Raw genomic sequence first — 22,794 nt, 5'->3', positions numbered from 1 at the left:
TTCCTTAGATATCCAGCGTCTTGGGCTGCTGGGCGGTGTGCGGGTGCTCGGCACCGGCGTACACCTTCAGTTTCTTGATCATGGCGTAGCCCAGAGGACCCTTGGGCAGCATGCCCTTGACAGCCTTCTGGATGGCACGGCCGGGGAAACGCTCTTGGAGCTTCTCGAAGTTCGTTTCACGGATACCGCCCGGGTACGTCGTGTGGCGGAAGTACTTCTTGTCCTTCGCCTTGCTACCCGTAACGACGATATCGGCAGCGTTGATGATGACGATGTAGTCACCGGTATCAACGTGCGGCGTGAATTCAGGTTTGTGCTTGCCACGCAGACGACGTGCGACTTCGCTGGCCACACGACCGAGGACTTTGCCCTTGGCGTCGATCACAAACCAGTCACGTTGGACTTCATGCGGCTTGGCCACAAAGGTCTTCATGATGGTTCCTAAGAATAAAAATTCCCTGGCTGGACCATCCAGCCAGTGCTTTTCCCCGAACTGGGCCGAAATCCCGGAAAAACCTTGCGGCTTCCGGCAAACCCCGGCTGATATCGGCGTCCCGCCTAAGCGTTATTACCCGCCCGTGCAATAGCCAAAATGAGGGAAAGCCGATGATTCTACCACAGTTGCTCAAAAAATGGGCAACCCCGTGGTGGCAGCGAACTGGCCGGCAGCGCGCGAGGCGCCCGCCGGCCGAGTTCGATGCGGGGGACGCATCCCCGCGCCCTGTCAGGCGCCGAGGTAGGCTTCCAGCACGCGGGGATGGCCCAGCAGTTCGCGGCCCGTGCCCGTCAGCGCCATCGCGCCGTTCTCCAGCACGTAGCCGTGCTGGGCGATCTTCAGCGCCTGGCGCACGTTCTGCTCGACCAGGAACAGGGTCAGGCCGTCGGCGTTGATCGCCCGCAGCGAGCGGAAGATCTCCTGCACCACGATGGGCGCCAGGCCCATCGACGGTTCGTCCAGCAGCAGCAGGCGCGGCTTGGCCATCAGCGCCCGGCCGATGGCCAACATCTGCTGTTCGCCGCCCGACAGGTTGCCGGCGATGCCGGTGATCCGTTCTTTCAGGCGCGGAAACAGGTTGAACACGTATTCCAGGTCCGAGCCGACGTTCTTGAGGCCGCGGCGGTAGGCGCCCAGCTCCAGGTTTTCGAGCACGGTCATGGTCGTGAGGATGGCCCGCCCTTCCGGCACCTGGACGATGCCGCGCGCCACCAGTTGGTGGGGCGCCAGGTTGGTGATGTCCTCGCCTTCGAAGACGATCTTGCCGCGCGCCTTGGGCAGGAGCCCCGACAGCGCCAGCAGCGTGGTCGATTTGCCGGCGCCGTTGGCGCCGACCAGGGCGGTGATTTCCTTGGCGTTCAGGTCCAGGTCGATGCCGCGGACGGCCTCGATGTGGCCGTAGTTGACCTCGAGCCCGCGGACTTCCAGCATGGCGCTCATTTGGCGGCCTCCGCTTGTTCGGTGTCTTCGTCGTCCTCGCGGCCCAGGTAGGCTTCGATGACCTGTTCGTTGTTGCGGATCTCTTCGGGTCCGCCGCAAGCGATGATCTTGCCGAAGTTCAGCACCGCGATGCGCTCGCACAGGCCCATGACGAAGCGCATGTCGTGCTCGATCATGAGGATGGTGTAGCCGCGGTCGCGGATGGCCAGGATCTCGCGCATCAGTTCGGCGCGTTCGCCGGTGTTCATGCCGGCCACGGGCTCGTCCAGCAGCAGCAGCTTGGGCTCGGTGGCCAGCGCGCGCGCCAGCTCCAGGCGACGCTGTTCGCCGTAGGACAGGTTGTCGGCCAGGTCGTTGGCCTTGTGGTCCAGGCGCATCCAGGTGAGCAGTTCGTGCGCGCGCTCGCGGGCGCGCTTTTCGTGCTCGCGGTAGCCCGGCAGGCCCAGCAGCAGGCTGGGGAAGCCGTAGTTCATGTGGCGATAGGCGCCCACCACCACGTTCTCCAGCAGCGTCATCTCTTTGAAGAGACGGATATTCTGGAACGTGCGGGCGATGCCCATGCGCGTGATGCGGTGCGGCCGCTTGCCCAGGACGCTCTGGCCGTTGAACGCGATAGTGCCGCCGCTGGGCGGCAACAGGCCGGTGATCAGGTTGAACACCGTGGTCTTGCCCGCGCCGTTGGGGCCGATCAGGCCGAAGATGGCGCCTTCGGGCACGGACAGGCTGACGTCATGCAGCACATGCAGGCCGCCGAAGCTCTTGGAGACGGAAGAAAGCTCAAGCATGGCGCTTGCCTCCCTGGCGTCCTTGGCGCATCCAGCGCTTGAAGCGCGCCGGATCCCAGATGCCTTGCGGCAGGAACAACACAATCACCACCAGAATCACTCCATTCGCGACCAGGCGCAGATCGGCAAAACCGCGCAGCAATTCGGGCAGCACGGTAATGATGAAGCTGCCCAGCACGGGGCCGGCCAGGCCGCCGATGCCGCCCAGGATGGCCATGGTCAGGATTTCAACGCCACGGTCGAAACCGTATTCATTGGGGCCGATGAAGAAGGTCAGGTGCGCGTTCAGGGCGCCGGCCAGGCCGGCGATCATCGCGCCGGCCACGAAGGCCAGCATTTTGTTGGCGCGCACGTCGATGCCCATCAGGCCGGCCGCGGTTTCGTCGCCGCGGATGGCGTCGAACGAGCGTCCGATCTTGGAAGCGCGCACGCGCCACAGCACGAACAGCACGATGACGACCGCCAGCACCACGTGCCACCACTGTGTCAACTGCGGGATGCCGTTGAGGCCCAGCGCGCCGCCGGTGAGGGACTCGGTGTTCAGGATGGTCACGCGGACCACTTCGCCGAAGCCCAGCGTGGCCATCGCGAGGTAGACCCCGGACAGCCGCAAGGTCGGCAAGCCGATCAGCGCGGCCACCAGCGCGGGCGCCGCCATGCCGCCGGCCAGCGCGACCGAGAACGGGGCGTCATAGTTCATGGTGAGCAGCGCGGCGGTGTACGCCCCGATGCCCATGAAGGCGGCATTGGCCATGGCCAGCATGCCGCAAGCCAGGGTCAGCCAGATGGAGAGGGCCAGCAAGGCGTTGGTGCCCAGCGTGAGCACCAGGTTGCCGTAGATGGCCCAGAAGTTTTCGAATCCGCTCATTCTTTAAGCCTTGCGTTGAACCACTTTGCCGAACAGACCTTGCGGGCGCACCAGCAGGATCAGGAACAGCAGGCCGAAAGCCACCGCATCGCGCATGGTGGAGCCGATGTAGGCCACCGACAGCACCTCGGCGAAGCCCAGGAACAGGCCGCCCAGCATGGCGCCGCGGATGTCGCCCATGCCGCCCAGGATGATGACCGCGATGCCCTTGTGCAGCATGGGCTGGCCCATCAGGGGGAACAATGCGTTCGAGTACAGGCCGATCAGCACGCCGGCCACGCCGCCCAGGGCGGCCGCGGCGAACGAGGTGGTGACGAACAGCTTTTCGACGTTGATGCCCAGCAGCCAGGCGGCCTTGGGCGATTCGGCGATGGCGCGCAGGGCGCGGCCGAATTGCGTGCGGCGCATGACGTACATCAGCACGGCCATCAGCGCGAAAGACAGGAAGATGATGCCCAGTTCGATGACGGTCAGGTGCAGGCCGGCGATCTCGATGACTTCCTCGGGCACGGTGCCGTGCGGGAAGCGCAGATTGCTGGCGCCGAAGATGCCCTGCGCGCCGTTGTTCAGGATGATGCCCACGCCGATGGTGGCGATCATGGGGATCAGGTGGGGCGCATTGCGCTTGCGCAGCGGCTTGAGCACCAGGTAGTCAATGATGACCCCGGTAAAGCCGGCGACGAAGAACGCCGCCATCAGCCCGGCCCACAGGGGCAGGCTGAAATGCTGCACGACGAACAGTGCCGCGTAGGCGCCAACCATGAAGACGGCGCCGTGCGCCAGGTTGATCACCCCGAGCACGCCGAAGATCAGCGTGAAGCCCAGCGCGAACAGTGCATACACACAGCCCAGCGACAAGGCGTTGACGAATTGTTGTTCGAACATGATGGGACTTTCCAAAGCTGTGAGGGCCCCATGCAGCGCCCACTGCATGGCCTTGAGCCTCCTTGCGGGGAGGCGCTTTTTCTATGGTGGCGGCCCTGCGATAAAAAGCGCCTTGCGGACGGCGACGCCGTCCGCAAGGCGCATCCCCCCGCGCGGGGATGCGTAGCGCTTACTTCTCGATGACGTACTTGCCGTCCTTGGTCACGCTGACGATCGGCGCCTGGTCGGCGTCGTAGCCGGCGGGCTTGCCGGCGCGGTCGGTGGCCTGGCGGAACTTGAACGGGCCGGTGGCGCCGGTCCAGGTCACGGAGGGCAGCGCATCGCGCAGGGCTGCGCGATCCTTGGCCAGTTCGCCGGAAAGCTTGACGTTCTTCAGCGCCTGGGCGGCGATGTACATGGCGTCGTACGACTGGGCCGCGAACTGGTCGGGCGCGCCGTTGAACTTCGCCTTGTAGGCATCGATGAACTTGACGTTCTCGGGCGCCTTGTTCTCGATCGACCACGGGCTGCCGATCCACAGATTGTTCGACGCGCCGCCGGGGGCCAGGTCGAAAATCTTGACGGAGTTCATGCCGTTGCCGCCGATGACCGGCACGTTCAGGCCCAGTTGGCGGGCCTGGACCATGATCGGGGCGCCTTCGGCCAGCAGCGCGGACAGCACGATGGCGTCGGGGTTGGTGCCCTTGATCTTGGTCAGTTGGGCCTTGAAGTCCACGTCGCCCTTGGCGAACGTTTCGGTCGTGGTGACCGGGATCTTCTGGTCTTCCAGGGCCTTCTTGAAGTTGTCGTAGCCGCTCTTGGTGAAGACGTCGTCGTTGCCGTAGAGGACGGCCACGTTCTTCAGGCCGGTCTTGGCCTTGACGGTGGAGATGGTGGCCGGCAGCACGTCGGCTTCGGTGACCGAATTGCGGAACACGTAGTTGCCGATGGAGGTGATGCCGTCGGCGGTGTTGGACGTGCCGAAGGCGACCGTCTTGGCGGCCTGGGCGATCGGATCGGCGGCCTGGGCCGAGTTCGACAGCGTGGGGCCGAAGACCATCAGGACGTTGTCCTTGAAGATCAGCTTCTTGAAGACGTTGATCGCTTCTTCTTTCTTGCCTTGTTCGTCCTCGACCACGAGCACGATCTTGTTGCCGTTGATACCGCCGGCGGCGTTGATTTCATCAGCGGCGAGCTGGAAACCGTTGCGGATCGACACGCCGTACTGGGCGGCGCCGCCGGACAGGGCTTCCGCCACGCCCAGCTTGATGTCGGCTGCGTGGGCAGCCGGGAGGACACCGGCGGCGATCAGCGCGGCCAGCAGCTTCTTGGTCTTGGATTGCATGGTTGGTACCACCTTATAGTCTGTCTCGGAATATTGGTAATCCGGGCTGTTGTAATCCTGCCGGATTGACGTCGGATGCCGCCTAAAGGCGCCATGTTTGCGCGTCAAGACCCGGGATATTACTCCTTTGTATCAGGCCGATACTCGAACGCCATTCAACAAAAGCCTACAAACCGCCCATTTTCTTGTAAAAAATGCGGGGTTACTAGCAAAAACCCTAACGCATGCCGAATGCCATTCAGCACAGGCCCGCGCCCTATATTCTGCCCGATAGCGCGACGCCCAGATACTGGCCGTAAGCGCTTTCGGTCAGGCGGAACCAGGGCATCTCGCTGTCGCGAAAACCCATGTAACTATCGTGCATCGCCTTGAACCTGGGGTCTTTGGCGCCCAAGTCCTCGTACATCTTCTGGGTAGTCTCGAACGCCACGTCCATGATGGAACGGGGAAACGCGCGGATCTGCGCGCCATTGGCCGCCAATTGGGCCAGCGCCCCCGGGTTGCGGGCATCGTAGCGGGCAGTGGCCGCGGAATGCGCGGCCTGCACGGCCGATTCCACCACGGCCTGGTAATTCTTGGGCAGGGCGTTCCAGGCTTCGTCGTTGACGTACAGCGATAGCTGCTCGCCGCCGGCCCACCAGCCGGGTGCGTAGTAATACTTAGCTACTTTATTCAGGCCGAGCTTGTCGTCGTCGTAGGCGCCCGCCCCCGCCACGGCCTGCAGGCCGTCTTTCTCGAAGGCCTCGGCCAGTTTCGCCATGTCCGCGTGCTGCGGGACCACGCCCATGCGCGCCAGCACGTCGCCGGCCAGGCCGCCCACGCGCATTTTCAAGTCTTTGAGATCGCCCAGGCGCTTGATTTCCTTGTTGAACCAGCCGCCCATCTGGGCGCCGGTATTGCCCAGCGGAAAGTTGATGATCTTTTCGGGCTTGAAGAGTTCGCGGGTCAGGCGCAGGCCGCCGCCCTCGCTCATCCAGGCGTTCATCTGCCGCGCGTTCAACCCGAAGGGGACGGCGGCGTCGAAGCAGAAGACGGGATTCTTGGAGTAGTAGGCGCGGGAAGAGACGTGGCCGCATTCCACCTTCCGGGTGGACACCGCTTCCATCAGGTCGCCGGCGGCCACGATCTCGCCTTCGGGGAAATGGCGGATATTGAATTTTCCGCCCGTGGCTTCGGAGACGAACTTGCAGAAGCTCTCGCCGGTGCCGATGCGCAGGTCGAGGATGGCGGGAAAGCCGGACGACAGGCGCCAACTGACGGACGGCATGTCCTGGGCGAACGCGGGCGCGCCGACGGCAGCGCCGGTCGCGACGGCGCCCAGCCCGGCGCGCTTCAAGAATGAACGTCGTTGCATCTCTTTGCTCCTTTACAGCAACACCTGGGACATCGAGCGATACCCGCCGGATATTACACGCCGAGACGGGCCCGGAGAGGAAGCCCCGATCCGGTAAGGGATTGCAAAGGCCGGACGGCAAAGGATGCGCGGCGGCGGCCGCAAGAGGCCGCCGCCGGCGGGGGGTCAGGTCCCGGCGATGGCCATCGCTTCGATCAGGATCGAGCCGGTGGTCTTGGTGCCGCGCGAAATGGTGTCCGCGCCGACCGCGACGATCTGCTTGAACATGTCGGCCAGATTGCCCGCGATGGTGATTTCCTGCACCGCGTGCTGGATCTTGCCGTTTTCCACCCAGTAGCCGAACGCGCCGCGCGAATAGTCGCCCGTCACGTAGTTGACGCCCTGGCCGATGAGTTCGGTCACGAGGAAACCGGTGCCCATCTTCTTGAGCATGGCCTCGAAGTCGTCGCCGCGGCGGGTCAGCGTGGAGCTGAACACCAGGTTGTGCGAACCGCCGGCGTTGCCCGTGGTCGCCATGCCCAGCTTGCGGGCGGTGTAGGACGACAGGAAATAGCCTTCGAGCACGCCGGCCGACACCACGTTGCGGCGGCGCGTGCGCACGCCTTCGTCGTCGAAGGGCGAACTGCCCATGGCGCCGGGGATGTGCGGGTCTTCGGTCAGGTTGATGTGTTCGGGGAAGATCGGCTTGCCCAGCGCGTCCAGCAGGAAGCTGGCCTTGCGGTACAGGGCGCCGCCGTTGGCGGCCTGGGTCAGGGCGCCCACCAGCCCCAGCGCCAGCGGCGCTTCGAACAGGACGGGGAACTTGCCGGTGCGGATGCGGCGGGCCGACAGGCGCGACAGCGTGCGCTCGGCGGCGTAGCGGCCGATGGCCTCGGGCGAGGCCAGCTTGGCCGGATCGCGTTCGGAGGTGTACCAGTAGTCGCGCTGCATGCCGTTGCCGCGGCCGGCGATGGGCGCCACCGACAGGCTGTGGCGCGAATACGGATAGCCGCCCAGGAAGCCGCGCGTGTTGCCCATCACGAACTGGCCTTCGTAGGTGCCCACGGTGGCGCCGTCGGTGTTGGTGATGCGGGGGTCGACCTCGCGGGCGGCGCGCTCGGCGCGCAGCGCCAGTTCGGCCGCTTCTTCGGTGGACACGCTCCAGGCGTGATGCAGGCGCAGGTCGGGGAATTCGGTGGCCAGTTGGTCGGCGTCGGGCAGGCCGGCGGCCGGGTCGGCGGCGGTATGGCGCGCGATATGCCAGGCCGCTTCGACCGTCTGGCGCAGCGCCGCCTCGGAAAAGTCGGAGGTGGAGGCGGAGCCGCGGCTCTGGCCGGCGTAGACCGTCAGGTCCAGCGAGCGGTCGCGGGTCTGCTCCACCGTTTCGATGTCGTTCTTGCGTACGGAGACCGACAGGCCCAGGCTTTCCGAGACTTCCGCCGCGGCGTCGGAGGCGCCGATCTGGCGCGCATAGGCGAGGGTTTGTTCGACGAGTTCGGAAAAACGCGCGTGATTCGCCGCCAGCGGCAAGGATGAGGAGGATTTAACCATTGCAGTCCAATTTGCAGAGACGGTTATCATAGCCAAGTCTGTCATTGCGCAGTTTTCCATGAATTCCCATATCGAAGAAGAATCCGCCGGCGACGGCTACGACGAGAACGGTTACGACCGCCCCAGCAAGTCCCAGGTCAAGCGCGAAATGCACGCCTTGCTGGACCTGGGCAAGCAGTTGATCGAACTGTCGCCCGAACGCCTCAAGCAGTTGCCCCTGGCGGAACGCCTCTACGAGGCGATCCGGGTGGCGCAGCGCACCACCGGGCGCGAAGGCCGCCGGCGCCAGATTCACTTCGTGGGCAAGCTGATGCGGGACGCCCCCGCGGACGAGATCCGCGCGCAGTTGGACGTCTGGGAAAACGGCTCGCGCGAGGAAACCGCCGCCATGCACCGGCTGGAAACGCTGCGCGACCGCCTGCTGGACGACGACGACGCCCTCACCCGGCTGCTCACCAACAATCCCCAGGCGGATGCCCAGCAACTGCGCTCCCTGATCCGCGCCGCCCGCAAGGAGCGGCAGGCCAACGCATCGCTGCTGCAAGGCCAGGAACCGCAAAAAAAGCATTACCGCGCGCTGTTCCAGGCCCTGAAGACCCTCACCCCCTGATTTTCATCGCCCGCCGTCCATGAACGCCACGACCGACCTGCTCGATTGCATCGAGATCGAAACCGCCCCCAACCCCACGCACGCCGTGATCTGGCTGCACGGCCTGGGCGCCGACGGCAACGATTTCGCGCCCATCGTGCCGGAACTGGACCTGCCCGACGGCCTCGCGGTGCGCTTCGTGTTCCCGAACGCGCCGGTGCAGCGCGTGACGATCAACAACGGCATGGCGATGCGTTCCTGGTACGACATCCTGGTCATGGACCTGGTGCGCGTCGAAGACGGCCAGGGCATCCGCGCCTCGGAAGCCGCGATCCGCAAGCTGGTCGCGCGCGAGAACGCCCGGGGCATCCCGACTTCGAAGATCGTGCTGGCCGGTTTCTCCCAGGGCTGCGCCATGACCCTGCACACCGGCATCCGCCTGCCCGAGAAACTGGCGGGCATGATGGGCCTGTCCGGCTACCTGCCGCTCATGGATACGGCCGAGGCCGAACGCGGGGGCGCCAACCGGGACACGCCGATTTTCCTGGCCCACGGCCAGTACGACCCCGTGGTGCCGCTGGCGCGCGCCCAGGCCTCGCTGGCCGAGCTGCAGCGGCTGGGCTATGACGTGCGCTGGCACACGTACCCGATGCCGCATTCGGTCTGCGCCGAGGAAGTGGCCGACATTTCCACCTTCCTGCGCGGCGTCCTGGCCTGACCCCGGGCCGCGCATCCTGCGCGGCCCCGCCCCTTGGGGCAAAAACCATTTTGTATACCAACTAGTATTCCAGCCTTGAATTTTCAGGGCTGCGCTTCCGTGCGTCCATAGAGAAAAACGCCGATCTCGAAAGGGCTTGTCGCCTGTTTGTATTGAATATAGTATTCGATTCAAGCCTCACCGGCCCGGGCAAAAGGTGTTCGGGCTTCCCTGTTGTTGCAGTCGACCCATCCCATTGGCCGTGTGTTGCGCCGGGTATCGGCGTGGCATCAAGACGCAGGAGAAAGTCCCGTGAAATCCTTGCCATCGCCCCGACTGGCGGGCGCGGCGCTGCTCGCGCTGCTCGCCCCCCTGGCCGCCCAGGCCGAAGCCCTGAATCCCCCGGTGAAGGTCCGCTACGAAGAGGTGGTGCGCTCCATCCTCTACGTGCCCAAGTACGTGGCCCTGTCGCAGGGCTACTTCAAGGACGCGGGCCTGGACGTGTCGATGAAGACGTCCCAGGGCACCGACAAAGGCATGACCGCGCTGCTCTCGGGCAGCGCCGACATCGTGCTGATCGGCCCCGAGGCCTCCATCTACGTGCAGAACAGCGAGTCCCCGGTCAAGCCCCGGATCTTCGCCGGGCTGACCGCCACCGACGGCTTCTTCCTGCTGGCGCGCAAGCCGGTGGAGAAGTTCGACTGGTCCATGCTCAAGGGCAAGGAGGTCATCGGCTTCCGCCCCGGCTCCAACCCGCTGGTCTTCCTGGAAACGGCGCTGCGCAAGCATGGCGTGGATCCGCAAAAGGACGTGAAGCTGCTGAACAACATCGGCATTCCGGCGCGCGCCGGCGCCTGGATGGCGGGCCAGGGCGAATACGGCATCTTCCTGGAACCCGAGGCCGGCGAACTGGTGCGCAACGGCAAGGGTTATATCGTGGCTTCGGTCGGCCACGAAGTGGGCCAGGTGGACTACACCGTTTTCACGGCCACCGACAAATACATCCGCGACAACCCCAAGGTCATCCAGGCCTGGACCGACGTCGTGGCGCGCGCCGAAAAATACGTCCAGGACACGCCCGCGGCCACCCTGACGCCGCAGATCATGACCTACTTCCCGGGCATGGACCAGGCCGCCGTGACCGAGGCCATCGAGCGCTACAAGAAATACCAGATCTGGAAGCGTTCGCCGCTGGTGACGGCGGAAGCGATGACGCAGTTGCAGGACATGCTGGTCGCCAGCGCGGTCATGAAGGACAGCGCCCGCGTGAAGTACGAGGACGTGGTGGTGACCGACTTCGCCAGGAAGGCGCAATGATGGGCGCGGTCGTCCACAACCTGAAGCCGGACGCGGCCACGGCGAAAATCGAGCTGCGCGACGTCTGTCTGTCGTACTTCACCCAGGAAGGCGAGACCGAGGCGCTGTCGAACGTGTCGTTCACGCTGGCCGCGGGCGAATTCGTCAGCCTGATCGGACAGAGCGGCTGCGGCAAGAGCACGCTGCTGTCCCTGATCGCCGGCCTGATCCCGCCCACCTCGGGCTCGGTGACGATAGACGGCCAGGCCGTGAGCAAGCCCAATCCGCGCATCGGCTACATGCTCCAGCAGGACTACCTGTTCGAATGGCGCAGCATCCTGGACAACGTGATGCTGGGCGCGGAGATCCAGGGCCGGCGCGATGCGCGCAGCGAGGCGCGCGCCGTGCACCTGCTGGAAAAATGCGGGCTGGGCGCCTTCCTGTCGCACACGCCGCGCCAATTGTCGGGCGGCATGCGCCAGCGCGCCGCGCTGGCGCGCACGCTGGTCACCGAGCCGGACGTGATCCTGCTGGACGAGCCCTTTTCCGCGCTGGATTCGCAGACGCGGCTGGCGATCTCCGACGAAGTCGTGGACATCCTGCGCCGCGAGGGCAAGACGGTGGTGCTGGTCACGCACGACATCGGCGAGGCCATCGCCATGACGGACCGCGTGATCGTGCTGTCGCGCCGCCCCGGCCGCCTGAAAAGCCAGTACCGCATCCACTATGGCGACGGCCAGGCCCGGCCGACGCCGTTCCAGGCGCGTTCGCGGCCGGAATTCAACACCTACTTCAAACAGCTCTGGGACGAGCTGGACGTCCACGTGGAGGGTTGACCCATGAACGCGCCCGTCGCCAACACCGTTCCCCTGCGCGCCGTGCGCGCGCCCAGCGAAAAGTACCTGGACTACCTGCGCCGCGACCGCGCGCGCCGCCGGCACATCCGGATGGCGCAGGTACTGCTGCTGGCGGTCTTCCTGTGCGCCTGGGAGATCCTGCCGCGCATGCACGTCCTCAATCCCCTGCTGACCAGCTATCCCAGCGCCCTGTGGCCCACGTTCATCGAACTGTGGAACCACGGCAGCCTGGGCAAGCACATCATGACCACGCTCTCCGCGACGCTGGTGGGCTTCGCCCTCAGCATGCTGATCGGCATCGCGGTGGCGGCCGCGCTGTGGTGGTCCGACTTCCTGTACAAGGTGCTGGACCCCTTCCTGGTGGTGGCCAACGCCATGCCCAAGATCGCCTTCGTGCCGATCTTCTACCTGTGGCTGGGGTCGGACTACGCGGTGTACGGCATGGCCGTGGCGATCGCGGTGTTCGTGACCATCATGGTGGTCTACGCGGGCTTTCGCGGCATCGACCTGAACAAGATGAAGCTCGCCCACACCTTCGGCGCCAGCCGCTGGCAGGTGCTGACCAAGGTGGTGCTGCCCGGCAGCGTGCCCACGCTGATCGCGGCCGTGAAGATGAACATCGGCCTGGCGCTGGTGGGCGTCATCGTGGGCGAGTTCCAGTCGGCGGATTCCGGCCTGGGCTTTCTCATCATGAACGGCAGCCAGGTGTTCAAGCTGAACATCGTCATGACGGCCATCGCCGCGCTGGCCGTGATTTCCAGCGTGATGTACCTGGTCGTGTATCGCATCGAAGCCGCCGTGGCGCGGCGCTACGGATAAGGAACCGCCATGGAATTCCCCCAATGGGTGAAGGATCGCGTCGTGGCCCGCCAGGGCCGCCTGCATCCCTATGACGAACTGCCCGCCGCGCGCCTGGCCGTGGTGGTGGTGGACATGCAGCAGTACTTCACGCTGCCGGGCTACCAGGGCGAATGCGCGCCGGCCCGCGGGATCATCGCCCCCATCAACCGCCTGTGCGACGCGGTGCGGGCCGCCGGCGGCACCATCGTCTGGGTGCAGACCGCCTCCGACAACGCCGATTCGTTCTGGTCGCACCACCATCGCGTGATGCTGACGCCCGAGCGCAGCGCGAAACGCCTGGAGACGCTGCGCCGCGGCTCGCCCGGCTTCGCGCTGCACCCGGATCTACGCGCCCACGATTCGGACCTGCGGGTGGTCAAGCGCTTCTACAGCGCCATGGCGCCCGGCTCCTCGGAGCTGGAACCCCTGCTGCGCGGACGCGGCGTGGACACGCTGCTGATCGCCGGCACGGTCACCAACGTGTGCTGCGAATCCACCGCGCGCGACGCGATGATGCGGGACTTCCGCAGCATCATGGTCGACGACGCGCTGGCCGCGGTCACGCCGGCCGAGCACGAGCATGCGCTGCACGGCTGGATCCTGTTCTTCGGCGACGTGCTGTCCGTGGACGAAGCGACGGCGCGGCTCCGGCCCGCCCGGCCGGCCGAAAAAGCCGCCTGAGCGGGCCCGGCCCGACGCCGGGTCAGACCAGGTTCAGCCAGACCCGCCGCATCGTCGGATCCTCGGGATCCGCGTCGTTGGTGAAACCCAGGCTGGTCATCAGCGCCAGCATGGGCCGGTTGCCCGAGAGCACCAGGCCGTCGATGTATTCCAGGCCCTGTTCGCGCGCCGCGTCGATCAGGGCCGTCATCAACTGGCGGCCCAGGCCGCGCCGCTGCCAGTCGTCCCCGATCACCAGCGCGTACTCCGCCCCGCGTCCGTCCGGATTGCGCAGGTAGTGCGCGAACCCCACCAGCACCTCGCGCGGATGCCCGCGGTTGGCCGGGTTGGGCACCTGCGTGGCGGCCACCAGGGCAAGCTCCCGGTGGTAGTCGACCTGGGTGTAGCGCGACACCATGCGCGGCGTGAGTTCGCGCATCATGGACACGAAACGCATATAGCGCGAACGCTCGGACAGGCCGCGGATGAACTCCTGCAGCGGCTCGGCGTCCTCGGGGCGGATGGGCCGCAGGACCCAGGGGATGCCGTCCTCGAAGCGGCGCACCTGCACCAGGCGGGCCGGATACGGGTGGATCGCCATGTGCGGATAGCCCGCGGCCTGGGGCGATTCGCAGCCCGGCTTCTCGGTCAGCCTCATCCGCAGGCCGCCGGCGCGCAGATGCGTTTCGCCCGCGTAGAGCGGATCGATGTCCAGGGTCTCGATGTCGGGCAGTTCCGAAACCAGTTCCGACACCAGCACCACGGCCTGTTGCAGCGCCTCGGCCGCCATGTGGCCGATGCGCGGAGCCAGCACCCGGCGCCAGAGGCGGCTGCGCTCGATCAACTGGCGGGCCAGGAATCCGTTGAGCGGCGGCAGGTCGACGCCGCGGTCGGACAGGGACAGCACGGCGTCCGGCCCGCCCGCGCCGAAGCGGATGACCGGGCCGAATTGAGGATCGCGCCGGACCCGGATCGCCATGGGGCGGGATTCGGGTTCGGCGGCCGCGACGTCCGTGGGCATATCGCGCAGCGGCACGTAGAACAGGGCCAGCAGGGTCCGGATTTCGGAGCTGGTGAGTTCGCGCCGGCAATCGGCCCGCACCCGCGCCAGCACCTCGCGGGCGGCGGCCAGGTCGGGCACGTGGGTGGCGGGCTCGGGCGGCTGCGTCTGCAGCAGCAACTGCTGGTTGTAGTGATGGGTCGCCAGCACGCCGAAAGCATCGGCGGCCGATTCGGGCGTGCGGAACGCCGAGGTGCCCGCGTCGTCCAGCATGCGCCGCAAGGGCCGCATGCCGGCGTCGCCCATGAAGCAGGTCACCACCGGCTTCTTCGCCTTGGGCGCGATCTGGGCCAGTTCGCGCGCCACGGCCGGCATGTCCGCCAGCGCGTCGGGCGCCAGCAGCACCAGCACGCCGTCCACGCCGGTGTCGTCCAGCACCGCGTCCAGGATGGCGCGGATGCGCTCCGGAGTCAGCGGCGTGTAGGTGATGACGGGATTGGCGCTGGCCGCGTCCGGCTCCAGCATGGCGGCCAGGGCGCGCTGGGTCGCGGGCGCGAGTTCCGCGCGAAGCACGGCCGCGTCGGGCCCGATCAAATCCATGGCCAACTGGGGCGGCCCGCTGCCGTTGGAGATCAGCGCCACCCGCCGGCCCTTGGGCCGCCGCGTGTAGCCCAGCACCTTCACCGCCGAGAACAACTGCACGAAGTAGCGCACCCGCACCGCCCCGGCGCGGCGCAGGGCGGCATCGAAGATGGCGTCGCCGCTGTCGGTGTCGGGCCGGCCGGCCTTGAGCACGATCACCGGCTTGACGGAGGCGGCCGCGCGCAGCGTGCTCATGAATTCGCGGGCCGGGCCCACGTCTTCGAGGTAGAGCACGATGCTGTCGGTGCGCGGGTCGCTGGCCAGGTAGTCCAGCACCTTGGGCAGGCCCACCACCGCTTCGTCGCCCAGCGACACGGCGGTGGAAAAGCCGATGTGCACGTCCTCGGCCCAGTCCATGACCGCGGCCATGATGGAGCGCGACTGCGCCAGCAGCGCCACGCGGCCGGCGCGCGCCAGCACCGGATGCTGGCTGAGATTCAGGCCCGCGTGCGGCCGCTGGGCGCCGAAAGAGCGCGGGCCCAGCAGTTCGCAGCGGTTTTCCTCGGCCCAGGCGCGGCACAGCGCCAGCGTGCCGCGCGGATAGGGATCGGGCAGTTCGTGCGGCAACAGGATCACCGCGCGGGGCGACAGGGGCGACAGGCGGCGCAGCGTCTCCGGCAGGACCGCCGGCGACACGCAAACCAGGGCCAGATCAGGCCGCTCCCCCGCCGCCAGGCCCTGCAGGCTGTCCGGCAGGTCCGGCGCGGCGCCCACCTCGCACGCGACCACCGTGGTTTTCGCCTTGAGCGCGGGCGACAGCGAACCCGTCGCCGGCAAGGGCCGGTCGGCGACGATCACCAGCGAACTGGGTTCGAACATCGGGGCGAGAGCGTGTCGCAGCATAGGGGTGGCGGGCCAGGGCGCGAGCCCTAATCTAAAATACAGTTCATCGTAACAAGACAAGCCCGCGATCCGCTTGACGCGGACACAGCCCGACGCCGTTTTGTGGCGCCGCAGCCGCTATCATTGCCATCTATGACCTCCAACGCCTCTTCCCCCATTCGTACCCGTTTCGCGCCTTCACCCACGGGTTTCCTGCACCTGGGCGGCGCCCGCACGGCGCTGTTCTCCTGGGCCTTCGCGCGCCACCACAAGGGCACCTTCGTCCTGCGCATCGAGGACACGGACGTCGAGCGCTCCACGCCGGAGGCCGTACAGGCCATCCTGGACAGCATGGACTGGCTGGGCATGCAGCCCGACGAAGGCCCCTTCTACCAGATGCAGCGCATGGACCGCTACCGCGAAGTGGTCGCGCAGATGCTGGCCGCCGGCACCGCCTACCACTGCTACAGCACGCCCGAGGAAGTGGAAGCCATGCGCGAGGCCGCGCGCGCCCGCGGCGACAAGCCGCGCTACGACGGAACCTGGCGCCCGGAACCCGGCAAGACGCTGCCCGCCATCCCCGAGGGCCGCAAGCCCGTCGTGCGCTTCAAGAACCCGCAGGAAGGCGCCACCTCCTGGAACGACATGGTCAAGGGCACGATCAGCTTCGACAACGGCGAACTCGACGACCTGATCATCGCGCGCCCGGACGGCACCCCCACCTACAACTTCTGCGTCGTGGTCGACGACTGGGACATGGGCATCACCCACGTCCTGCGCGGCGACGACCACGTCAACAACACGCCGCGCCAGATCAACATCCTGCGCGCGCTCGGCGCCACCCTGCCCGAATACGGCCACGTGCCGATGATCCTGGGCCCGGACGGCGAAAAGCTGTCCAAGCGCCACGGCGCCGTCAACGTGATGGAGTACGACAACGAGGGCTACCTGCCCGAGGCGATGGTCAACTACCTGGCCCGCCTGGGCTGGAGCCATGGCGACGACGAACTCTTCAGCCGCGAGCAGCTCGTGTCGTGGTTCGACACCAAGCACCTGTCCAAGTCGGCATCGCAGTGGGATCCGAAGAAGCTGAACTGGGTCAACGCCCACTACATCAAGCAGATGGACAACGCCGAACTGGCCGAACGCGTGGCGCCCCGCGTGGCGACGCGCGGCGGCCATCCGGAAAAGATCGACCTGCCGGGCGTCATGGGGCTGCTGAAGGACCGCGCCGAAACGCTGGAACAACTGGCCGACGGCGCCATGCTGTTCTGCGCCGAATTCAAGGGCGCGCCCGCGGAACTGGCGGAACAGCACCTCACCGCCCCCGCCCGCGAAGCGCTGGCCGACTTCGCCCAGCGCGCCCAGGGCACCGACTGGACCCGCGAGGCGCTGTCGGCGCTGATCAAGGCCGTGCTGGCGGACCGCGGCATGAAGATGCCGCAGTTGGCCATTCCGCTGCGCGTGGCCGTCACCGGCCAGACCCAGACCCCCGCCGTGGACGCGGTGCTGGCCCTGCTGGGCAAGGAAACCGTGCTGAAGCGGCTGGCGGGGATCTGAGTTTTTTTTTGGAGGGGGTGTCAGACACCCGTGAGGCACCTGTCGGCATTGGCGGGCGTCTCGTACGGGTGTCAGACACGGACATGGCCAGGTGTCAGACACAGACGTGTGCCTGGTGTCAGACACCCGTACGAGACGCCCGCCGGGCTGAAGCAGGCCTACCCGGGTGTCTGACACCCCATGACGTCAAACCACCCCCACCCTCGGCCGCGCCTTCAACGCCCGGGCGAAGAACGCGCCCAGGAGCGGCAGCATCACGGCCGACCCGCCGAACAGCGCGGGCGCCCCGATTTCATCGACCACCGCGCCCGCCAGGGCCACGCCGGCCGCCTGGCCCATGAACAGGCAGGACGCGAACCAGGCGACCGCCGTGCCGCGCGCCGACGGCACCATCTGCGTGGCGTTCGTCTGCAGGGTGGCGTGCAGCAGGTAGTAGCCGAAGCCGGCCAGCACGCTCGCCAGCAGGCTCCACATCCAGACGGGCCCCAGCAGGTAGGACAGGAACGCCACGCCCAGGACCAGCCCCCCGGCGACGGCCAGACCGCGTTCGCCCAGGCGCTTGAGGATGCGGCCGGCCACCACCGTGTAGATCAGGCCGCCCACGGCGTAGACGGCCACCAGCGCGCCCGCGGCGGTCAGCGAAATGCCGAAACGCTCGTGCAGGTAGGACGGCGCGAAAGCCAGGGCGCCGAAGACCAGCAGGCCTTCGACGAAGACGGTCGCCAGCACCACGCGCGCCCAGGGCGTGCCCAGCACCAGCCGCGCCTGCGCCACGAAGCCCTGCCTCGCGGCGCCCGGATCCACGCTCCCCAGGCCCGAGGCGCGCTGGCGGCGCACTTCCATGAGCAGGAGCACGCCGACGGCGAGGTAGCCGCAGACCAGCGCGGCGAAGGCCCAGCGCCAGCCCACCGTATCGGCGAAGAGGCCGCCGGCCAGTTGGCCCGCCGACATGCCCAGGATGGTGCCGGTCAGGAAGCGCGCGAGCGTCGCCTGGCGGCGCTCGTACGGCACGTTGTCGCCGATCCAGGCCATCGACAGCGGCACGATGCCCGCCCCCGCCGCGCCCGACAGGACCCGGCAGAACACCAGCACGTCCAGGGATCCGGCCATCACGGCCCCCGCGCTGCCCAGCGCGCAGGCGAAGGTCGCCACGCTGACGACGCGGTACTTGCCGTAGCGGTCGCCCAGCGGGCCGAAGAACATCTGCAGCACGCCGTAGGCCACGGCGAACGCGGTCACCGCGCGCGCGGCCTGGCCCGTGGTGGTGCCGAACTCCGCCGCCAATTGCGGCAACATGGGGTCACAGATGCGGAACGCGCTGGCGCTGACGAAGGCGGCCAGGGCAAGCAGCGCGATCGCGCGGGCTTCGGAGGACAGGGCGGGCATGGATTACCGGCGGCAAGGGTGGGGACGAAGACCGCACCTTACCGCAGCCCGGCCGTCTTGGCGAAACCGCCAGGCGGAGCGTCCGCCCGGCGCGGCTAGTATGGCAGGCGGTAGCCCGCCGGCATGCGGCGGGCGGTCATGAGCTGGCCGCCGCTTTTCAGTTCGCGCAGCGTCAGCCTGGCCTGCTCGACCTTTTCGACGCGATAGCGGTTGAGATAGATCGGATCGTTGGCGTCGACGGGCTCGCCGGCGGATTTGGTGGTCTGCATCGTGTAGATGCCGTCCGCCACCGTCCAGCAACCGGTCTCGCGCAGCGCGGGACGGGTCTTGCGGCCGATCTTCAACAGGGATTCGTAGGCCATCGTGCCATCGGCGGACAGCACGATCAGCGATTGCAGATCGCCGCTGACGTCGCGCGGACGGGTGTTCGACAGCCACGTGCCGATCATCGGGTCGCCGCTCCTGGCGGGCACGCATGCCGCCGGCTTGGGCGGTTCCGCGGGCCGGACCTCGGTGATGGCGGCGGGCTTCCTGGCGGCGCAGCCGGCCAGGACCAGAACGGCGCAGGCGATGCCGGCCGAACGCAAATACACACTGCTCATGACTTCCTCAACACGTCTGTCGACGCGCCGCGCCGATCACACCGGCACCCTCTTCGCGCAGCAAACATTCCGCACTCTAAAGAGCCGCCAGGGAAGAATCAACGGCGATCCGCGCGGTGTGCAATTGCGCAACAGTCCGCGCGGGAAAGAACCGGCTTTAGCGCCGGAAACCGCAAAAATGCGTTGGTTTCAAGCGACACCGCGGCCGCTGCGCAGCGCCTTCGCGCGCAGCATTTCCTCCATGCGCGCGGCGGCCGGAGACAGGCTGCGGCCCGCCAGGCGGGTGATGCCCAGTTCGCGCTCGATGCGCGGCCGCGACAGCGGCACGAACGCCAGCCCGGGCGAGTCCGGCGGCACGCCCAATCGGGCCAGCACGGTCACGCCCACCCCGCGCTCCAGCATCGCCAGCAGCGACATCATGTTGGAGACGAACACCTGCCGGTCCAGCATGAAGGCCGCCTGCGGGTAGCCGGCAAGCTGGCGGTGCGCCATGGTGCCCACCAGCGGCAGGCCGGCGATTTCGCGCCAGGTGACGGACTTGCGCCCCGCCAGCGGATGGCCGCGGTGGCAGACAAGCCCGAAGGCGTCGCGCAGCAGGGGCTCGAACGACAGCCGGCGGTCCTGCGACACCGGGCTGCACACGCCCAGCTCGACCTCGCCCGCCAGCACCATGCGCTCGACGCCCTCGGAGTTGTCGTCGAACAGCCGCAAGGCCACCGCCGGATAGCGCTCGCGGTACGCGGCCACCAGCTCGGGCAGCCAATGCGTGGCCACCGTCGCGACCGAGGCCATGGTCAGGGTGCCCGCGCCGTTGCTGGCAAGCCCCGCGAGCGCGCCGGCCACGCGGTCGTGATGCTCGACCAGTTCGCGCGCCAGCGGCAGGCAGTCCTGGCCGAAACGCGTCAGCGTGTTGCGGTTGCCGCGCTCGAACAGCGGCTGGCCCAGCCGCTGCTCCATTTCGCGGATGGACAGGGACAGCGCCGGCTGCGAGCGGAACGCGCGGGCGGCCGCGGCGCGGAAACTGCGCAACTCGGCCACCAGCAGGAAATGACGGTAGTGCGCGATCGACAGGTCGGGCTGGGAGGGCATGCGCTGCGGTTTATTTGGAAAACTTATCGAAGCATTGGAAAAATAAAGTTTTCTGATCATAGGCCGGCACTTAAGATGGCCGCAATATGAATGCCGCCGCCCCTGCCCCCGCCCTCCTCGACGCCAGCGCGGACCCGCTGGACTTCAGCCTGGCCGACAGGCTGCCCGCCCGCGCCGCCGGCCGCGGCCGGCTGCTGATCGGCGCGCCGCCGCGGGACGACCGGCCGGGCCTGCTGTTCGTGCCGGGCGCCTACCATGGCGCCTGGTGCTACGCGCATTACCTGGCCTACTTCGCCGCCGCCGGCCTGGCCTGCGCGGCCCTGGACGTGCGCGGCCATGGCGCGCTGCCGCAGGACGCGGCCTTTGCGTCCGCGACCATCGCCGACCTGGGCCGGGACGTGGCCGACGCGCTGGATGCGCTGCAAGGGCCGTCTGTCGTGGTCGGCCACAGCATGGGCGCGCTGCCGGCCCTGCTGGCCGCGCGCCAGCGCCCGGTGGCCGGCGTGGTGCTGCTGGCGCCCTCGCCTCCCGGCGACCTGCCGGGCGCGCTGGCCCTGCCCCCGGTGCCCGACGCCGCGCCCCGCGCCGCGCCCGGCGCCGCCGAGATCCGCGCCCGCTTCCTGGCGACGGCGCCCGGCCGCGACGTCGGCGCGGTTTCCCGGCGCCTGTGCGCCGAAAGCCCGCAGGTGCTCAACGACCGCTACCTGCTGCGCGTGGCGGTCGGCGCCGCCCCCCTCGGCGCGCCCGGCCTGTGCCTGGAGGCCGGCCTGGATACCCATGACCGGCATCCGCCCGGACAGGACCTGGCGATCGCCCGCCGCTACGGTTTTTCCCACGCCGTGCTTGCCGGGCAGCCGCACTGCATGATGTACGCGGACAACTGGCAAGCCAGCGCCGGCGCCATCCTGGAATGGCATCGGGCGCAATTCGGCTGACAACGACAACAGCGCAACCGCGCAAGAACGCAACCAGGAGACAAGCATGTCCATTTCCCGACGACTCCGCCCGGCGCTGATCGGCGCCGGCCTGCTGCTGGCCGCCACGGCGCAGGCCGCCGGCTGGCCCGAGAAACCCGTGACCCTCATCGTGCCGTCGGCGGCCGGCGGCGCGGCCGACCTGACCGCGCGCACCTTCGCCCAGTACCTGGGCGAGCAGACCGGCCAGACCGTCGTCGTCGAGGACCGCCCCGGCGCGGGCGGCATCGTCGGCACCAACGCCGCCCGCAACGCGGCGCCGGACGGCTATACGTTCCTGCTGTCCACGAACTCCACCCATGCCGCCAACCAGTTCCTGTACAAGAGCCTGCCCTACGACGCGCAAAAGGACTTCCGGCAGGTCGGCCTGCTGGGCACCTTCGGCACGGTCGGCGTGGTGGCGCCGGGCAGCCCGTACCGCACGGTGCCCGAGCTGGTGGACTACGCCAAGAAGCATCCCGGCGAGGTCTTCTTCGGCTACTACAGTTCGTCCTCGCAAGTGCCGTCCGAACTGTTCAAGCAGCGCGCTGGCATCGAGATCAGCGGCGCCGCGTACAAGAACATCACGCAGATCATCACCGACCTGCGCGGCAAGCAGATCAGCTTCGCCTTCGTGGACTACCTCACGGCCATGGGCCAGATCGACGGCAAGGGGCTGATCCCCATCGCCGTCACGGGCGCGCAGCCGCAGGCGGCCTGGCCCGACGTGCCGACCATGGCGACCTACTATCCGGATTTCGTCGTGGCCGGCTGGCTGGGCCTGTCCGCCCCGGCGGGCACGCCCCCGGACATCGTGGCGAAGATGAACGCCCACCTGCAGTCGGCGGTCAAGGACGAAGCCACCGCGAACAAGCTGCGCGCGTTGGGGCTGACGCCCGAATCGATGGACGTGGCGCGCTTCGACGCCTTCGTGAAGGAAGACACGGCGCGCTGGAAGGAATGGATCCGCATCTCGGGCATCCAGCCCCAATAAGCGGCCCGTCCCTTTCCGCGCGCTTTCCTTCTATATAGATAGAGGGGAAACGCGCGCGCCGCTACAGCGGCAGGCGCTGCTCGTGCTTGATCTCGCGCAGCGCCACGATGGTGCGCGTCTGGCGGATGCCCGGCATGTTGAAAAGAAACCGGTGCAGGAAGCGGTCGTAGGCCTCGGGGCTTTCCACCAGGATCTTCAAGAGGAAGTCCGAATCCCCCGTGACCGCATAGCATTCCAGGATCTCGGGCGCGTCGCGCACCGACCGCTCGAAGTTCTCGACCGTGTTCGCGGAATGCCGTTCCAGGCTGATCTGCGCGAACATGCAGCCCAGCCCCACCTTGCTACGGTCCACCTGCGCGCTGTACCCCTGAATCACCCCGCTGGCCTCCATCGCCTTCACCCGCCGCCACACCGGCGCGGCCGACAGGCCGACCTTCTCCGACAGTTGCTGCGCCGAAGCCCGGCCGTCCTCCTGCAAGGCCTTGAGGATGCCGATATCGGTCTTGTCCATCTCTTAGTCTCCTGGTTTTGTTCAACACGAAACGTTTATTTCGAATTATAGGGATAGCACGATCCAAAAACGCAATAAACCTGATCCCTCGCGAACCTATCATGGTGCCGAAACC

Annotated in this window: 22 protein-coding genes; 9 read left to right on the top strand and 13 right to left on the bottom strand. The window is 67.4% G+C overall.

The window, feature by feature from the left end:
• Window positions 1-4: 4 nt before the first annotated feature.
• The 8 genes from rplM to pmbA form a co-directional block, all read right to left on the bottom strand.
• On the bottom strand, window positions 5-433 hold the full coding sequence (rplM, locus tag WHX56_RS08180) for a 50S ribosomal protein L13 (RefSeq protein ID WP_043544818.1): 429 nt from the start codon (window positions 431-433) through the stop codon (window positions 5-7).
• 291 nt (window positions 434-724) lie between these two features.
• A complete protein-coding gene (locus WHX56_RS08175) occupies window positions 725-1,435 on the bottom strand; it encodes an ABC transporter ATP-binding protein (protein WP_129244177.1) in 711 nt (236 codons plus the stop codon).
• Entirely contained in the window at window positions 1,432-2,220 is a 789-nt protein-coding gene (locus WHX56_RS08170; protein WP_129244180.1) for an ABC transporter ATP-binding protein, read from the bottom strand. The genes WHX56_RS08175 and WHX56_RS08170 overlap by 4 nt, the downstream gene beginning before the upstream one ends.
• On the bottom strand, window positions 2,213-3,088 hold the full coding sequence (locus tag WHX56_RS08165) for a branched-chain amino acid ABC transporter permease (RefSeq protein ID WP_129244183.1): 876 nt from the start codon (window positions 3,086-3,088) through the stop codon (window positions 2,213-2,215). The genes WHX56_RS08170 and WHX56_RS08165 overlap by 8 nt, the downstream gene beginning before the upstream one ends.
• Before the next feature lie 3 nt (window positions 3,089-3,091).
• Window positions 3,092-3,973, bottom strand: coding sequence for a branched-chain amino acid ABC transporter permease (locus tag WHX56_RS08160; RefSeq protein WP_129244186.1), 882 nt, complete (start codon window positions 3,971-3,973; stop codon window positions 3,092-3,094).
• A gap of 169 nt (window positions 3,974-4,142) precedes the next feature.
• A complete protein-coding gene (locus WHX56_RS08155) occupies window positions 4,143-5,297 on the bottom strand; it encodes an ABC transporter substrate-binding protein (protein ID WP_129244189.1) in 1,155 nt (384 codons plus the stop codon).
• Window positions 5,298-5,553: 256 nt separating this feature from the next.
• Window positions 5,554-6,651 carry a TRAP transporter substrate-binding protein gene (locus WHX56_RS08150; protein ID WP_129244192.1) on the bottom strand — a complete coding sequence of 366 codons (1,098 nt, stop codon included), beginning with the start codon at window positions 6,649-6,651 and terminating at the stop codon, window positions 5,554-5,556.
• Between the two features lie 165 nt (window positions 6,652-6,816).
• A complete protein-coding gene (gene pmbA, locus WHX56_RS08145; RefSeq protein ID WP_129244195.1) occupies window positions 6,817-8,181 on the bottom strand; it encodes a metalloprotease PmbA in 1,365 nt (454 codons plus the stop codon).
• Between the two features lie 58 nt (window positions 8,182-8,239).
• Between pmbA and yjgA the strand changes: the two genes are divergently transcribed.
• From yjgA to WHX56_RS08115, 6 genes are all read left to right on the top strand, one after another.
• Entirely contained in the window at window positions 8,240-8,791 is a 552-nt protein-coding gene (yjgA, locus tag WHX56_RS08140; RefSeq protein ID WP_129244196.1) for a ribosome biogenesis factor YjgA, read from the top strand.
• A gap of 19 nt (window positions 8,792-8,810) precedes the next feature.
• Entirely contained in the window at window positions 8,811-9,488 is a 678-nt protein-coding gene (locus tag WHX56_RS08135; protein ID WP_338880957.1) for an alpha/beta hydrolase, read from the top strand.
• A gap of 291 nt (window positions 9,489-9,779) precedes the next feature.
• A complete protein-coding gene (locus WHX56_RS08130; RefSeq protein ID WP_287755503.1) occupies window positions 9,780-10,784 on the top strand; it encodes an ABC transporter substrate-binding protein in 1,005 nt (334 codons plus the stop codon).
• Window positions 10,784-11,599, top strand: coding sequence for an ABC transporter ATP-binding protein (locus WHX56_RS08125; protein ID WP_287755514.1), 816 nt, complete (start codon window positions 10,784-10,786; stop codon window positions 11,597-11,599). Before WHX56_RS08130 ends, WHX56_RS08125 begins: the two co-directional genes overlap by 1 nt.
• 3 nt (window positions 11,600-11,602) lie before the next feature.
• Window positions 11,603-12,439, top strand: a complete 837-nt coding sequence (locus WHX56_RS08120; protein WP_129244200.1) for an ABC transporter permease — start codon at window positions 11,603-11,605, stop codon at window positions 12,437-12,439.
• 9 nt (window positions 12,440-12,448) lie between these two features.
• Window positions 12,449-13,141: an isochorismatase family cysteine hydrolase gene (locus WHX56_RS08115; RefSeq protein WP_338880956.1), complete on the top strand. Its 693-nt coding sequence runs from the start codon at window positions 12,449-12,451 to the stop codon at window positions 13,139-13,141.
• Window positions 13,142-13,163: 22 nt separating this feature from the next.
• On the opposite strand, the gene WHX56_RS08110 is transcribed toward WHX56_RS08115, so the two are convergent.
• Window positions 13,164-15,605, bottom strand: a complete 2,442-nt coding sequence (locus tag WHX56_RS08110; protein WP_338880955.1) for a GNAT family N-acetyltransferase — start codon at window positions 15,603-15,605, stop codon at window positions 13,164-13,166.
• A gap of 132 nt (window positions 15,606-15,737) precedes the next feature.
• Between WHX56_RS08110 and gltX the strand changes: the two genes are divergently transcribed.
• Window positions 15,738-17,144, top strand: coding sequence for a glutamate--tRNA ligase (gene gltX, locus WHX56_RS08105; RefSeq protein ID WP_338880954.1), 1,407 nt, complete (start codon window positions 15,738-15,740; stop codon window positions 17,142-17,144).
• Window positions 17,145-17,330: 186 nt separating this feature from the next.
• On the opposite strand, the gene WHX56_RS08100 is transcribed toward gltX, so the two are convergent.
• The 3 genes from WHX56_RS08100 to WHX56_RS08090 form a co-directional block, all read right to left on the bottom strand.
• A complete protein-coding gene (locus tag WHX56_RS08100; RefSeq protein ID WP_338880953.1) occupies window positions 17,331-18,530 on the bottom strand; it encodes an MFS transporter in 1,200 nt (399 codons plus the stop codon).
• Window positions 18,531-18,625: 95 nt separating this feature from the next.
• Complete coding sequence (locus tag WHX56_RS08095) at window positions 18,626-19,132, bottom strand: hypothetical protein (RefSeq protein ID WP_129244209.1); 507 nt, start codon at window positions 19,130-19,132, stop codon at window positions 18,626-18,628.
• Window positions 19,133-19,321: 189 nt separating this feature from the next.
• Complete coding sequence (locus WHX56_RS08090) at window positions 19,322-20,221, bottom strand: LysR family transcriptional regulator (RefSeq protein ID WP_129244211.1); 900 nt, start codon at window positions 20,219-20,221, stop codon at window positions 19,322-19,324.
• Window positions 20,222-20,307: 86 nt separating this feature from the next.
• Between WHX56_RS08090 and WHX56_RS08085 the strand changes: the two genes are divergently transcribed.
• Together WHX56_RS08085 and WHX56_RS08080 are read left to right on the top strand one after the other, a co-directional pair.
• Window positions 20,308-21,156 (top strand): alpha/beta hydrolase, encoded by an 849-nt coding sequence (locus tag WHX56_RS08085; protein ID WP_338880952.1) that lies wholly within the window; start codon window positions 20,308-20,310, stop codon window positions 21,154-21,156.
• Between the two features lie 46 nt (window positions 21,157-21,202).
• Complete coding sequence (locus WHX56_RS08080) at window positions 21,203-22,168, top strand: Bug family tripartite tricarboxylate transporter substrate binding protein (protein ID WP_287755511.1); 966 nt, start codon at window positions 21,203-21,205, stop codon at window positions 22,166-22,168.
• 61 nt (window positions 22,169-22,229) lie between these two features.
• On the opposite strand, the gene WHX56_RS08075 is transcribed toward WHX56_RS08080, so the two are convergent.
• Complete coding sequence (locus WHX56_RS08075) at window positions 22,230-22,679, bottom strand: Lrp/AsnC family transcriptional regulator (protein WP_008159001.1); 450 nt, start codon at window positions 22,677-22,679, stop codon at window positions 22,230-22,232.
• Window positions 22,680-22,794: the final 115 nt, after the last annotated feature.

Origin of the sequence: Achromobacter veterisilvae (genome assembly GCF_037619525.1) — a bacterium.
GTDB classification, from domain to species: Bacteria; Pseudomonadota; Gammaproteobacteria; order Burkholderiales; family Burkholderiaceae_B; genus Achromobacter; species Achromobacter veterisilvae.
This window is presented reverse-complemented; position numbering and strand designations above follow the sequence as displayed.

What these genes read in the sequence shown, in the direction of transcription:
- WHX56_RS08100 (WP_338880953.1), bottom strand. Translation starts at nt 18,530, where the DNA reads ATGCCCGCCCTGTCCTCCGAAGCCCGCGCGATCGCGCTGCTTGCCCTG.
- WHX56_RS08150 (WP_129244192.1), bottom strand. Translation starts at nt 6,651, where the DNA reads ATGCAACGACGTTCATTCTTGAAGCGCGCCGGGCTGGGCGCCGTCGCG.
- WHX56_RS08075 (WP_008159001.1), bottom strand. Translation starts at nt 22,679, where the DNA reads ATGGACAAGACCGATATCGGCATCCTCAAGGCCTTGCAGGAGGACGGC.
- yjgA (WP_129244196.1), top strand. Translation starts at nt 8,240, where the DNA reads ATGAATTCCCATATCGAAGAAGAATCCGCCGGCGACGGCTACGACGAG.
- WHX56_RS08120 (WP_129244200.1), top strand. Translation starts at nt 11,603, where the DNA reads ATGAACGCGCCCGTCGCCAACACCGTTCCCCTGCGCGCCGTGCGCGCG.
- WHX56_RS08125 (WP_287755514.1), top strand. Translation starts at nt 10,784, where the DNA reads ATGGGCGCGGTCGTCCACAACCTGAAGCCGGACGCGGCCACGGCGAAA.
- WHX56_RS08080 (WP_287755511.1), top strand. Translation starts at nt 21,203, where the DNA reads ATGTCCATTTCCCGACGACTCCGCCCGGCGCTGATCGGCGCCGGCCTG.
- WHX56_RS08170 (WP_129244180.1), bottom strand. Translation starts at nt 2,220, where the DNA reads ATGCTTGAGCTTTCTTCCGTCTCCAAGAGCTTCGGCGGCCTGCATGTG.
- WHX56_RS08090 (WP_129244211.1), bottom strand. Translation starts at nt 20,221, where the DNA reads ATGCCCTCCCAGCCCGACCTGTCGATCGCGCACTACCGTCATTTCCTG.
- gltX (WP_338880954.1), top strand. Translation starts at nt 15,738, where the DNA reads ATGACCTCCAACGCCTCTTCCCCCATTCGTACCCGTTTCGCGCCTTCA.
- WHX56_RS08115 (WP_338880956.1), top strand. Translation starts at nt 12,449, where the DNA reads ATGGAATTCCCCCAATGGGTGAAGGATCGCGTCGTGGCCCGCCAGGGC.
- WHX56_RS08110 (WP_338880955.1), bottom strand. Translation starts at nt 15,605, where the DNA reads ATGCTGCGACACGCTCTCGCCCCGATGTTCGAACCCAGTTCGCTGGTG.
- WHX56_RS08175 (WP_129244177.1), bottom strand. Translation starts at nt 1,435, where the DNA reads ATGAGCGCCATGCTGGAAGTCCGCGGGCTCGAGGTCAACTACGGCCAC.
- pmbA (WP_129244195.1), bottom strand. Translation starts at nt 8,181, where the DNA reads ATGGTTAAATCCTCCTCATCCTTGCCGCTGGCGGCGAATCACGCGCGT.
- rplM (WP_043544818.1), bottom strand. Translation starts at nt 433, where the DNA reads ATGAAGACCTTTGTGGCCAAGCCGCATGAAGTCCAACGTGACTGGTTT.
- WHX56_RS08160 (WP_129244186.1), bottom strand. Translation starts at nt 3,973, where the DNA reads ATGTTCGAACAACAATTCGTCAACGCCTTGTCGCTGGGCTGTGTGTAT.
- WHX56_RS08095 (WP_129244209.1), bottom strand. Translation starts at nt 19,132, where the DNA reads ATGAGCAGTGTGTATTTGCGTTCGGCCGGCATCGCCTGCGCCGTTCTG.
- WHX56_RS08085 (WP_338880952.1), top strand. Translation starts at nt 20,308, where the DNA reads ATGAATGCCGCCGCCCCTGCCCCCGCCCTCCTCGACGCCAGCGCGGAC.
- WHX56_RS08135 (WP_338880957.1), top strand. Translation starts at nt 8,811, where the DNA reads ATGAACGCCACGACCGACCTGCTCGATTGCATCGAGATCGAAACCGCC.
- WHX56_RS08155 (WP_129244189.1), bottom strand. Translation starts at nt 5,297, where the DNA reads ATGCAATCCAAGACCAAGAAGCTGCTGGCCGCGCTGATCGCCGCCGGT.
- WHX56_RS08165 (WP_129244183.1), bottom strand. Translation starts at nt 3,088, where the DNA reads ATGAGCGGATTCGAAAACTTCTGGGCCATCTACGGCAACCTGGTGCTC.